General features: G+C 68.7%; 9 protein-coding genes and 1 tRNA gene. 3 read left to right on the top strand and 7 right to left on the bottom strand.

The window, feature by feature from the left end; all coding sequences use genetic code 11:
* Positions 1–26: 26 nt before the first annotated feature.
* The 5 genes from thrC to argS form a co-directional block, all read right to left on the bottom strand.
* Complete coding sequence (gene thrC / locus AB0M02_RS03410) at positions 27–1076, bottom strand: threonine synthase (RefSeq protein ID WP_364220713.1); 1050 nt, start codon at positions 1074–1076, stop codon at positions 27–29.
* 78 nt (positions 1077–1154) lie between these two features.
* Positions 1155–1523, bottom strand: coding sequence for a VOC family protein (locus AB0M02_RS03405; RefSeq protein ID WP_364220710.1), 369 nt, complete (start codon positions 1521–1523; stop codon positions 1155–1157).
* On the bottom strand, positions 1523–2821 hold the full coding sequence (locus AB0M02_RS03400) for a homoserine dehydrogenase (protein WP_364220707.1): 1299 nt from the start codon (positions 2819–2821) through the stop codon (positions 1523–1525). Before AB0M02_RS03400 ends, AB0M02_RS03405 begins: the two co-directional genes overlap by 1 nt.
* Positions 2818–4203: a diaminopimelate decarboxylase gene (lysA, locus tag AB0M02_RS03395; RefSeq protein ID WP_364220704.1), complete on the bottom strand. Its 1386-nt coding sequence runs from the start codon at positions 4201–4203 to the stop codon at positions 2818–2820. The genes AB0M02_RS03400 and lysA overlap by 4 nt, the downstream gene beginning before the upstream one ends.
* A gap of 2 nt (positions 4204–4205) precedes the next feature.
* Positions 4206–5870: an arginine--tRNA ligase gene (gene argS, locus AB0M02_RS03390; RefSeq protein WP_364220701.1), complete on the bottom strand. Its 1665-nt coding sequence runs from the start codon at positions 5868–5870 to the stop codon at positions 4206–4208.
* An 86-nt stretch (positions 5871–5956) separates the two neighbouring features.
* On the opposite strand from argS, the gene AB0M02_RS03385 reads away from it, so the two are divergent.
* The 3 genes from AB0M02_RS03385 (at position 5957) to AB0M02_RS03375 (ending at position 7571) form a co-directional block, all read left to right on the top strand.
* The gene (locus AB0M02_RS03385; RefSeq protein ID WP_364220698.1) at positions 5957–6769 is read left to right on the top strand and encodes a DUF3105 domain-containing protein; all 813 of its coding nucleotides are present in this window, start codon (positions 5957–5959) and stop codon (positions 6767–6769) included.
* Positions 6770–6777: 8 nt separating this feature from the next.
* Complete coding sequence (locus AB0M02_RS03380; RefSeq protein ID WP_364220695.1) at positions 6778–7434, top strand: DUF305 domain-containing protein; 657 nt, start codon at positions 6778–6780, stop codon at positions 7432–7434.
* A gap of 65 nt (positions 7435–7499) precedes the next feature.
* A tRNA-Arg gene (locus AB0M02_RS03375) sits at positions 7500–7571 on the top strand.
* A 302-nt stretch (positions 7572–7873) separates the two neighbouring features.
* Here AB0M02_RS03375 and AB0M02_RS03370 read toward each other — a convergent pair.
* Positions 7874–10633, bottom strand: a complete 2760-nt coding sequence (locus tag AB0M02_RS03370; RefSeq protein ID WP_364220692.1) for an NACHT domain-containing protein — start codon at positions 10631–10633, stop codon at positions 7874–7876.
* Between the two features lie 244 nt (positions 10634–10877).
* Complete coding sequence (locus AB0M02_RS03365) at positions 10878–12734, bottom strand: hypothetical protein (RefSeq protein ID WP_364220689.1); 1857 nt, start codon at positions 12732–12734, stop codon at positions 10878–10880.
* Positions 12735–12782: the final 48 nt, after the last annotated feature.

Below are 12782 nucleotides of genomic sequence, written 5' to 3'. Positions count from 1 at the left end.
ACAGGCTCGCGGATCAGGCTCGGCGGCTAGGCCAGGTCGAGTGCCTTCGCGGCGAGCAGGGCGTCGTTGGCGATGACGGTCGGGGACGGAGCGGTCGAGATCGCCCACTCCGGGTCCTTCAGGCCGTGACCGGTCACCGTGCAGACCACCCGCGAACCGGCCGGGATCTTGCCGGCCGCCGCCTGCTGCAGCAGACCCGCCACACTCGCCGCGCTGCCCAGCTCGACGAAGACGCCCACCTCGCGGGCGAGCAGCCGATAGGCGTTCAGGATGTCCCGGTCGGTGACCGCCGAGATCAGGCCGCCCGAGGCGTCCCGGGCGTCCAGCGCCTTGGTCCAGCTCGCCGGGTTGCCGATCCGGATCGCGGTGGCGATCGTCGACGGGTTCTCGACCACCTTGCCGCTCACGATCGGTGCCGCGCCGGACGCCTGGAACCCGTACATCTTCGGCAGCTTCGTGGAGTTGCCGTCGGCCTTGTCCTCCAGGTAACCCATCCAGTACGCCGAGATGTTGCCGGCGTTGCCGACCGGCAGGCAGTGGATGTCGGGAGCGTCGCCGAGCGCCTCGACGATCTCGAAGGAGGCGGTCTTCTGCCCGTGCAGGCGGAAGATGTTCACCGAGTTGACCAGGGCGACCGGGTAGTCCTGCGACAGCTTGGTGGCGAGCGAGAGGCAGTCGTCGAAGTTGCCGTCGACCTGCAGCAGCCGGGCGCCGTGCACCAGCGCCTGCGCGAGCTTGCCCAGCGCGATCTTGCCCTGCGGCACCAGCACGGCACAGGTGATCCCGGCCCGTGCCGCATACGCCGCAGCGGAGGCGCTGGTGTTACCGGTGGAGGCGCAGATGATCGCCTTGGCGCCCTCCTCGACCGCCTTGGACACGGCCATGGTCATGCCGCGGTCCTTGAACGAGCCGGTCGGGTTGTGCCCCTCCACCTTGAGGTAGACGTCGGCACCGACCCGCTGGGAGAGCACCGGCGCCGGCACGAGCGGCGTGTTGCCCTCGTGCAACGTGACCACCGGGGTGGCGTCGGTGACCGGCAGCCGGTCCCGGTACGCCTCGATCAGACCCCGCCACATGGCCGTACTCCTCACTAACGACGGCACCAACGTGCGACAGCGTGCCGTAGTCATCCGGCCCGTGGGACCGGATGCTCACTATTCAGGACGATGGCAGACGGCCTCGACGTTGTTGCCGTCCGGGTCGCGCACGAACGCGCCGTAGTAGTGCTCGTGGTACTCCGGGTGCAGGCGCGGCTCGTGCAGCACCTCCGCACCGGCGCCGACCGCGGCCTGGAAGAACGCGTCGACGGCGGCGCGGTCGGCCGCCGCGAAGGCGATGTGCGCCTCACGGAAGCCCTCACCGGAGTTGAACTCACCGATCCAGAAGTCCGCGTGGTCACTCCCGTAGCCGATCGCGACCTTGAAGTCCATCAACCGGCGACCGCCCAGCGGGGCCAGCACCGCGTCGTAGAACGCCGCGCTGCGCTCCAGGTCGGCACATTGGAATCCCACGTGGTCCAGCACTAGCCGGCTCCCCCTTCGACGCGCAGCACGCTCGCGATCGACCGGACGATGTCCAGTCGCGACAGTGCCTCGACGGTAGCCGCCAGAGCGGCGTCGGGGGCACTGTGCGTCACGATGACCAGCTTGGCGTCGTCCTCCCGGCCGGACTGGCGCACGGTCGCGATGGAGACCTCGTGCTGGGCGAAGACACCGGCCACGGTCGCCAGAACGCCCGGGCGCTCGGCAACGTCGAGACTGATGTGGTACCGCGTGAGGGACTCGCCGATCGGGCGGACCCGCAGCTTGGCGTAGTTACTCTCGCTGGGCGCGCGGGTGCCGGTCAGCTTGTTGCGCGCGGCGGCCACGATGTCGCCCAGCACCGCGCTCGCGGTCGGGCGGCCACCGGCGCCGCGGCCGTAGAACATCAGCGGCCCGGCCGCGTCGGCCTCCACGAAGACCGCGTTGAACGCGTCGCCGACGCTCGCCAGCGGGTGCGTGAGCGGGATCATCGCCGGGTGCACGCGCACTGACACAGAGTCGTCGTTGCGCTGCGCGATGCACAGCAACTTGATCGTGCAGCCCATCTCGCGAGCGCTGGCCATGTCGCCGGCGGTCACCCCGGTCATGCCCTCGCGGAACACGTCGGCGGCGGTCACCCGGGTGTGGAATGCCAGAGAGGCGAGGATCGCGGCCTTCGCGGCGGCGTCGAAGCCCTCCACGTCGGCTGTCGGGTCCGCTTCCGCGTACCCAAGCTCGGTGGCCTCTTCCAACGCCTCGCTGAAGCCCGCCCCGGTGCTCGCCATCGACGAAAGAATGAAGTTCGTCGTGCCGTTGACGATGCCGGTGACAGCGGTGACGCGATCGCCGTGCAGCGACTCACGCAGCGGGCGCAGCAGCGGGATCGCACCCGCCACCGACGCCTCGTAATAGAGATCGGCGCCGCCCTCGGCGGCGGCGTCGTGCAGCGCGCCACCGTCCTCGGCCAGCAGCGCCTTGTTCGCGGTGATCACGCTCTTGCCCGCGCGCAGCGCCTCGACCAGCCAGGAGCGGGCCGGCTCGATGCCGCCGACGACCTCGATCACCACGTCCACGTCGTCCCGCTTGACCAGGCCCAGCGCGTCGGTGGTGAACAGCGACTCCTCGACCGGCAGGTCACCGCGCTCACGGCCGGGCCGGCGCACGGCGATGCCGGCCAGCTCCAGCGGGGCACCGATCCGCGCGGTCAGGTCCTCGGCCTGCTCGGCGAGCAGCCGGACCACTTCGGTACCGACGGTGCCGCAGCCGAGGAGCGCAAGCCGGATCGATCTCGTGGGGCTCATCCAACATCCAATGCAAGCAGGTCGTCCTCGGTCTCGCGCCGCACGATGACGCGGGCGGCGCCGTCGCGCACCGCCACCACGGGCGGCCGAGGAACGTGGTTGTAGTTGCTGGCCATGCTCCGGCAGTAGGCACCGGTGCCCGGCACCGCGACAAGATCTCCGGGCTGCACGTCGGCGGGCAGGAATTCATCCTTCACGACGATGTCCCCGGACTCACAATGTTTTCCCACAACGCGGGCGAGCATCGGCTCGGCGTCACTGCTCCGGTTGGCCAGCGTCGCCGAGTAGGACGCGTCGTAGAGGGCGGTGCGGATGTTGTCGCTCATGCCGCCGTCCACACTGACGTACGTCCGGATCCCGTCGACGTCCTTGACCGTCCCCACCTCGTAGAGGGTGAAGACCGACGGCCCGACGATCGCCCGGCCCGGCTCGATGGAGAGCCGCGGCACCCGCAGCGAGGCCAGCTCGCACTCCGACTCGACGATCTTGTTGATCCGCTTGGCGAGGTCGCCGGGCGCGGAGGGGTCGTCCTGCGTGGTGTACGCGATACCGAACCCACCACCGAGGTCGAGCTCGGGCAGCTCCACCCCCCGAGCGTCGCGGATCTGCGCCTGAAGCTCCAGCACCCGCCGCGCGGCCACCTCGAACCCGCTCGTGTCGAAGATCTGCGAACCGATGTGCGAGTGCAGCCCCCGCAGGTCGAGCACGCCCTCGTCGATGATCCGCGCCGCCGCCGCGAAGGCCGCACCGCCGGCCAGCGAGAAGCCGAACTTCTGGTCCTCGTGCGCGGTCGCGATGAACTCGTGGGTGTGCGCCTCGACGCCGACCGTGACCCGGATCAGCACACCCGGCCGCTTGCCGGTCGCCCGGGCCAGCTCGGTGAGGCGGGCGATCTCGTGGAACGAGTCGACCACGATCCGGCCGACGCCCGCGTCCAGCGCGCGCGACAGCTCGGACTCCGACTTGTTGTTGCCGTGGAAACCGATCCGCTCGGCGGGGAAGCCGGCCGCCAGCGCCACCGCCAGCTCGCCGCCGGAGCAGACGTCGAGGAAGAGGCCCTCCTCGCCGACGATCCGCACCACCGCCTTGCAGAGGAACGACTTGCCGGCGTAGTAGACGTCGGCGTCGGCGAACGCGGACACGAAGTCCCGGCAGCGTGCGCGCAGGTCGTCCTCGTCGAGCAGGTACGCCGGGGTGCCGAACTCGGCGGCCAGGTCGGTGACGTCCGCGCCGCCGATCTCCAGCGACCCACTGCCGGTACGCGTGACGGTCCGCGGCCACAGCTGCGGAACCAGTGCGTTCACGTCCTCCGGCGTCCGGAGCCAGGCCGGACCGCGGCTGCCGAGGTCGCCGTGCAGGGCCCCGGCCTCGTGTGCGCGCATGCTTACATCCTCTCCGGAGCCGAGACGCCGAGCAGGCCCAACCCGTTGGCGATCACCGTACGGGTGGCGTCGTTGAGCCACAGCCGCGCGCGGTGCAGATCCGTGATCTCCTCGTCGCCCATCGGGAGGATCCGGCACTTGTCGTAGAACCGGTGGTACGCCCCGGCGAGCGAGTCCAGGTAGTGCGCCACGTTGTGCGGCGCTCGCGCCTCGGCCGCCCTCGCCACCACGTCCGGGTAGTCGTTGAGCGCCTTGAGCAGCTCGTTCTCGTTCTCGTGGGCGAGCAGACCGGGGTTGAAGGCGTCCGGCTCGCCCCGGGTCAGCCCGACCTCGGCCGCGTTACGGGCGACGCTCGCCGTGCGGGCGGCCACGTACTGCACGCGGTAGACCGGGTTCTCCCGGCTGCTGCTGGTCCACAGGTCGATGTCGATGTCGATCGGCGAGTCGGAGGAGAACCTGGCGAGCGCGTACCGAGCGGCGTCCACGCCGAGCGCCTCGACGAAGTCCTCCAGCGTCACGACCGTCCCGGCCCGCTTGCTCATCCGCATCGGCTCGCCGTCCCGGATCAGGCTGACCAGCTGACCGATAAGGATCTCCAGGTTCTTCTTCGGGTCGTCACCGAAGCAGGCCGCCATCGCCTTCATCCGGCCCACGTAACCGTGGTGGTCGGCGCCCAGCATGTAGACGCACCGCTCGAACCCGCGCTTGCGCTTGTCCAGGTAGTAGGCGCAGTCGGCGGCGAAATACGTCCAGTCGCCGTCGGACTTGCGCAGCACGCGGTCCTTGTCGTCGCCGAAGTCGGTCGTGCGCAACCAGGTGGCGCCCTCCGACTCGTACACATGACCCTGCTCGCTCAACCGTTCCAGCGCCTCCTGGAGCTCACCGCGGTCGTGCAGGTCCTTCTCGTTGAAGTAGGTGTCGAAGTGCACACCGAACTCGGTGAGCGACTGCTTGATCTCCTCGAACATCAACTCGACGCCGAGCCGGCGGAAGGTCTCCTGCGCGGTCGCGTCGTCCTGGGAGAGCACATCCGGCGCCGACTTGACCACCTCGGCCGCGATCTCCGCGATGTACTCGCCGCCGTAACCGTCCTCGGGGGTCGGCTCGCCCTTGGCGCTCGCCAGCAGCGACCGGGCGAACCGGTCGATCTGCGAGCCGGCGTCGTTGAAGTAGTACTCCGTGCCGACGTCCGCGCCCGCGGTCCGCAGCAGCCGGGACAGCGCGTCGCCGACGGCCGCCCACCGGACCCCGCCGATGTGGACCGGGCCGGTCGGGTTCGCCGAGACGAACTCCAGATTGATCTTTTCTCCGGCGAGGCGGTCGGTCCGACCGTACGCTGAACCGGCCAGCACGATCTCGCGCGCGAGCACGCCCGCCGCCGCGGCGTCCAGCCGGATGTTGAGGAAGCCGGGCCCGGCGATCTCCACCGACTTGATCCCGTCTCGGCGGCCGAGCTCCTCCGCGAGCGCCGCGGCCAGCTCACGCGGGGCGACCCCGACCTTCTTGCCCAGCTGCAGGGCCAGGGTCGAGGCGTAGTCGCCGTGCTCGGGGTTGCGGGGCCGCTCCACCGCTGTCGTGGCGGGCAGCGCGGCGACGTCGAGGCCGCGCGTCTCGAATACGGCACGAGCAGCTGAGAGAACGGTGTCAGCAAGGTTGGCGGGAGTCACCCGGCCATGCTATCGGGGGTAGACTTCAGCGTTCGGCGGCCACCCGAGCCCCGCCCCTGCCTATTTACCTGAATCGACGAGGCGCGATGAGTATGAGCACGCCGGGTCCCGAGCGGGTCCCGTCCACGGTCAAGGTCGACAAGACCACCGGCCAGGGCAAGCCGCCCGCCAAGTCCACCGCCAAATCCGGTGGCAACCGGCCCGGCGGCAACCGCCCGGGCGGTAAGAGCGGCGGCGGCAAGGGCCGCAAGCCGGTCGCACCGGTCAAGGTCGCGGGCGGGCGCAACTGGGGGCCGATCGCGGTCGCCGGTGTCGTCGTGCTCATCGCCGTGGGCATCATCGGCTACGGCGTGTTCGCCTCGGTCAAGTCCTCCCAGCCCTGGGAGGACCAGCTCGCCGAGATCGAGGGCGTCGTCAACTACCGCGCTCAGAAGAACGCGCAGATCGACGACCGGACCCACAAGGAGGGTCCGCAGACGTACGTGACGAACCCCCCGGTCGGCGGCGCGCACAACCAGGCCTGGCAGAACTGCATGGGTGACATCTACACCCAGCCGATCGCCAACGAGCACGCGGTGCACAGCCTCGAGCACGGCGCGGTCTGGATCACGTACAAGCAGGGTCTCGGCGCCGACCAGGTCGAGGCGCTGCAGAAGCGGGTCGAGGGCAAGGACTTCATGTTCATGTCGCCCGTCGCCAACCTCGACAAGAACGTCTCCGTCCAGGTCTGGGGCTACCAGCTGAAGCTGGACACCGCCACCGACGACCGCATCGACAACTTCATCAAGGCCGCCCGGGTGAAGGCCTCCATGGAGCCCGGCGCGCCGTGCTCCGGCGGCAACACCACCAGCGACCCGGTGACCGCACCCGCACCGGCCGCCTCCGGCGCGGCGGGCTGATCGACCGCATGACCTCGCAAGCAACCTCTCCGGGCGCCGTGGACGCGCCCGGAGAGGCCGCACCGGGCGGACGCCGCTTCGGCTACCTGGGCGTCGCCCTCCTTCTGATCGGTCTGCTCCTCGGCGTCCTGGGCGGCCTGCTCGTCCCGCGCTTCACCGCACCCCGCGACGACTCCGTCGAAGCCGGCTTCCTGCGCGACATGTCCACCCACCACGCCCAAGCCGTGGAAATGGCCATGATCGCCCACACCGGCTCCACCACGCCGCAGATCGTCACCCTCTCCAGCGACATCGCGCTGACCCAGCAGGGCCAGATCGGCTACATGCAGGCCTGGCTGCGCGACTGGCACCTCGACCCCACCGGCACCGAGGAGCCCATGGCCTGGATGCCCGACTCCGACGGCGCCATCGTCAACGGCCTCATGCCCGGCATGGCCACTCCCGAACAGATGGCCGCCCTGCGCAAAGCCACCGGCAAGGACCTCGACATCCAGTTCCTGACCCTGATGCGCGCCCACCACCTGGGCGGCGTACACATGGCCCAGGAAGCCGTCGAACTCTCCGACAACGAGAACGTCGACTGGATCGCCCAGAGCATGGTCAGCGCCCAGCAGGGCGAGATCCAGCTCATCGACACCCTGCTCAAACAGCTCCAGACAACCTGACACCCACCCCGCCGGAACCGGTTGGCGGCGGCTCCGGCGGGCCTGCTAGGCTTCTGAACCACTGGGCCCCCGTAGCTCAGGGGATAGAGCGTCGCCCTCCGGAGGCGAAAGCGCAGGTTCGAATCCTGCCGGGGGCACGAGCTTAGGCGCCTTGTGTCCGCGGGAAGCGCGGACCTGGGCGCTCGTTTTGTTTGCCTGGGGCCCGAGCCCCAGACCCCACGTCGGGTGGGGTTGGTGGGGGGTGCGGGGCGACGGGCCGGCCTGCGCGCGGTTGGGGAGACCTCAAAGCGGAACTGCTTGGCCGTGCGGCCAACCCGCGTCGCGACCTTTGCGTCGGATGAGCGAGGGACGCGGTTGCGCTTTCTAGGAGGCTTGGGCTGGCCCCCCTTCATGTACGGCCAAGTGCCCGCTTGCGCTACATGCCCGGTGAGTGTCGACGCTAGTGCACCAGGTTCTGGAAGTCGGGGGTATGGGACGGTGCTAGGTGCTCCTGGAACTCAGCGTGCCGGAACTGGTAGACGGGGCCAATCGTGCGAAGTAGGCCGAGTCGGTGGGCGTCGTCCAGGAACACGATCGGATCGTCGGGAAGGTGTCCCCTGGCCGCGTGCCAGCGCGTAGCCATCCAGGTCGACCACCAGACGCGAGAATGGCCGCCCTCGATGTAGCCCACGACGGTGGCCACAGCGAAGAACCCAAGGACTCCTAGCCAAATGATCACGGCCATGGGCAGGTCGTCATGCGACAGAATCTCAGCGAGATGGAGCGACGAGGCCGAACCCGAACTGGATTGCTCGGCGAACCGTGCTGAGGCAGCCGCCGTGATGGTGGGATCTACGTCGTTCAGCTTGCCGACAAGATGGATCCGGAATTCGTCTGCGTCCCACCGCCTCGGCCACAAGCCCACCACCAGCGCGGCAGCCAGCAGCCAGGCGCCCCAGCCCAGCCAACGCCGGTGCGGATTGGCCAGGGGAACAGTGAGGAACCATGCGACCATGGCCGCGACCACATATCGGAGACGTCCAGACCATGTCAGGTTAAAGCCGGGCAGGTGTTCTGCCAGGAACACCATAGGGGTTTGCCGTAGCAGGTCCGCACCGATCGCCGAATCCCGCAGGTAGCGCCACGTCAATGCACCCAGCAGAGCAGCCAAACTGCTGGCAATGGCCACCCGGACCAACCGTCGCGTTTGCCCAAGCCGCTCCGACTCCCAGATCGAGATCGTATCGTTGGGATTCGGCAGGTTGCTTCGCCTCACCACGATCGCCGCCCCCGCGCTCGATACGGTAAGGAGCACGGGCAGAACCACCATGCGGAACGGCACGATCAACAAGCACCCGGCCAATGTCGCAACAAGAAAGAACGTTCCAGCGACGGTCGACGACGGACCATCGCCGCCGTAAGCGCCAATGAGGAGAAAGCCGCCGAGGGCGCCTGATGCCCCAGCCCAGAAGAGACCGCTACGCAGACCGGGGCCTGGCCCTATGCCATACCACGGCCGCCTCGGTTGAACGCCTGCGGTGACCGTGAGCCCGTCCAAGTAGAGCACCAGCGCCACTATGCCAACTGCGATACCTATCACCACCCCGACCGGAACGCCACTACCACCGCGCAAGATCAATTCGGTGATCACACCGACAAGGAGGCCCGCGAGCAGGGCATAACAGATACCGAACGCCAGGGAGGGGCCGACACGCACTAAGAAGGCGCGCGCGGTGTACCAATCGTCCTCGACTGCGGCAGTCCAGTCCACGGATCCCGAACCTGCCTGCTCGATCTTGATGACGAGGACGCGTACGACGAAGGCGACTGCGGCGCATAGCGTTAGGAACACCAGAAAGCCTGCGTTCGCGGACCCACAGATCAGCAGCGGCAGGCCGAACAGCACCCCGGCTCCCAACGCGCGGCGATTCCCAACAGGCTGCTTGGCCAAGCGGTCCACAGCTGACGAGATCCGCTCCGCAGCAGCGACGAGTGCGCCGATCGAACGAGGCGGCTCGGCCAGATCGGCGGTGTGCCGCGCCCAGTCGAAATCACTCGTCTCCCAGCGCCGGAGATTCTGTGCGAGGAAGCGCAGCCACGCCTCGACCGCCAAGGGGCTGTACTCATGCCGCGGCCGGAACAACTGCGCCGGGTCGGCGCTGGGCTGACGAGCCGTGATGCAGGCCGCCACCAACACTTCGAACAGATGCGCCTGCATAGCGGATGCGGTGCTGAGAGCGTCATCAAGCAGCGGAGACGGGTCAGCCTGAGACGAGATATAGGCGGCACGAATCAGCCAGAGGCCCAACGGAGTCGACGCGACCTCGGCCAAGGCGTCCACCGATCCACCCCCGACGACTGAGCGAGCAAGCCGATCGAGGATTTCAGCCCAGGTCGCGCCGGGATCCGGGGGAAGGCATCGGCGCAAATATCCGGCCGCGGCCGCCGGAGTCAAAGCGTCCGGCTGAATGACGACAGCCGACGGCATGACGCGACCCCCTGTTTCCACGGCCGCCGCGAATTCGTCGATGCGGCTGGTGAGGATGACCTGGGTGTCGGCGCCAAGCGAGCTCTGCAGTGCGGGGATGAAATGTTCACGCGCCTCGTATGGAGCCTCGTCGAGGCCGTCAAGAATCGGCAGGATCTGGCGCTCCTCAAGAAGCGCCTCGACGACACCGGCCGGCAACTCGGGATAGTCGGAGTTCAGCCGGTCGGCCAACCAGCGCCGGACATCGCCGTGGTAGTGGCCCGGCCGCCAGCCTGTGAGCGAGAAGAGCACCGGAACCGGTTCGCCAGGATGGTCCGCCCGGCTATCGAGCAGTGCCAAGAGGATCTGCACCGCGAGCGTCGTCTTGCCTGCGCCCGCGTCTCCGAGAATCACGAGCCTACGTCGTCGTAGCTTGCGAAATTCGTCCACCAGGGCGTCGACGTCGGCACTGGACGCGACAGTGAGCACGTCGACGGTCCGGTTGCTCGGCAGGTCGATCAAGCCTTCGTGCTCGGTGATTCGCCAACGCACGGGAATGGGGTCCGGATCGTCCAGTGCCCGGGCGCGCGATTCTCCCTGCCATTGCACCAACAACCGCCGGGCGAGTACTTCGCGGCCCTCGGTGATCGCATCGGCGGTGACCGCCGGCGGGGGCCGCAGGCGCTGCCAGCCCGCCATGAGCAGCAGCACGACCTCGACGAGGGCAATCGGGATTGACACGAGCTGCGCCACGTCGGCCGCGTCTCCCAGACCGTTGAGTCGCAATACGTAGGCGACGCCGCAAACGCATAGAAAACACGCGAGGAGGCCGAAAATGATCAAGGACCGGGCGCGCTTCCGGCGACCTATCCCCCTATGCGGCACAGTGAGTACTTACCAGCGGCACCGTGGGTAGTCAATGCGGTGCGAGTGTCGCACGTCCGGCGTTCCTGGGGCGAGCAACGGCCCGCCCAACACAGATCAGTACTGCTCGGCGTTAGTTCTGGATGAAGGTATTGGTGGACCAGATGGGGGTGTTGGTGGTGTTGCTGTAGAGGACCAGGTTGCCGTCGTTCTGCAGGTGGAGGGTGGTAGGGCCGACTCCGGAGGTGCCTGACTGCCAGACGGTGATCAGGTGTTTGGGGTCGTTGCCGCGGTAGAGGACCAGGTTGCCGTTGGAGTGGCTCACGAGGCGGCGGCCGTTTTGTTTGTTTATGCCCCACAGGGTCTTGCTGGTCCAGGAGTCGTAGAGGACCAGGTTGCCGTCGCCCTGTAGCCAGAGGGTGAAGCGGCGGTTCGGGGAGCGCAGGGCTGACCAGCGTCGGAGGGTTTCGCCGGAGGCCAGGGACGAGGGCATCTCGTCGTTGACCTTTTTGAGCAGCTCGGAGTAGCGCGGCTCTTTCGGGGTGCCGTCCTGGGTCACGATGCCGTAGTGGCACTCGGGGTCGCGGTTGCCGGCCGCGCAGGGCAGGTCCTGGAACTGGTAGAGGAAGAGCGGGCCGACGTAGTCCAGCTCGCGCCACATGTGGATGCCCTCGGCGTCGAAGTCGCGGATCGCGTCGAGTGAGGGGTGTTCGTTGCTGAAGGACTCGGTGGGGTAACCCCACTCGGTGCCCCAGATCTTCTTGTGACCGTGGCCGTGGTCGACCAGGACCGCGCGCAGGGCGGCGAGCTGACCGCACTGCTGCTGATAGGGCTTGCCCTCCTGGTACGGCGGCCCGAACTGGGAACGGTCGGGGCGGCCGCAGCTCCTCTGGGACGGGCCCTGGTTGATGGTCCAGTTCGGGTACGGGTGATGCGCCACCGCGTCGAACGAGTCGCCGTAGCCGTGGTCGTACGCCCACTGCAGCCACACGGCCGGGGAGTTGGGGTTCGGCTCGGAGCGTGGCACCTTCGGCTGGTTCTCCGGGCGGGTGCCGGCCGCGGACCCGCCGGCCACCACCAGACAGGTGGGGCAACCGCTGTCCAGGATCCTGGCCTTGCTCTTGCGGACCAGCTCCCAGTACGTCTGGAGCCGCTCGCCGTCGGAGCCGGAGCCGTAGTTGCCGAACTCGGCGTGGTTCGGCTCGTTCCAGATCTCGAACGCCTCGACCTTGCCGGCGTAGCGGTCGGCCACCTTACCGACGAAATCCACCCACTCGTCGGTCCACTCAGGCGTCGGGAACCAGTGGTCCAGACCGTCCTTGGAGCCGTGGTCGCCGCTGGCCCACGGCGGCGAATACGTCATCAGCAGCAGGATCTTCATCCCGGCGGCGTGCGCGTCGTTGATGGTCTTGTCGTAGGCCGCCCAGTTCAGCACCGGCTCCTGGCCCGCGACCGGCTCGTCGTGCTCGACCGCCCACCACGAGACCGCGATGCGGATCGGCATGCCGACCGGGTCCGCCACCTGGGTCGGGCCGCCCAGGCCGAAGTCCTGGTTCGTGACCTGGGTGTCCGGCGCGTCGGCCGGTGCGGGAACGACGAGGCCCAGCGCCACCCCGGTCAGCACCGCGACGGGACCGGCGATCAGGCGCCGTCCGCGCACCTTCTCGGAACGGGCGGCCGGGCCCGCCACCTCGATCTTGCGGGCCCTGCCGCGCACCTTCTCGAACCGGGCGGCCGGGCCCGCCACCTCGATCTTGCGGGCCCTGCCGCGCACGTTCTCGAACCGGGCGACCGTGCCCTCGACAAGGCGCCGCCCGCGCACATTCACGAAACGGGCGACCGCGCCCGCCACCTCGATCAGCACCGCCACGACGACGGCGAACAACTGCCAGCCCCGCCCTCGCAGATGCGCGGGAACGGCGGTGCCTCGCGCGACCGCGGTCAGTACCCCCGCGACGTCGGCGAAAAGGCCCCTGCGTCGTCCTCGCACGTGTGCATGCTCCCATGCTCACCTGATCGGCGGCCGCCCGCCCGGAGC

This window comes from Actinoplanes sp. NPDC051861 (assembly GCF_040681145.1).
Classification (GTDB): Bacteria; Actinomycetota; Actinomycetes; order Mycobacteriales; family Micromonosporaceae; genus Actinoplanes.
Note: the sequence above shows the minus strand (reverse complement) of the source record. Positions and strands in the feature narration are given on the sequence as shown.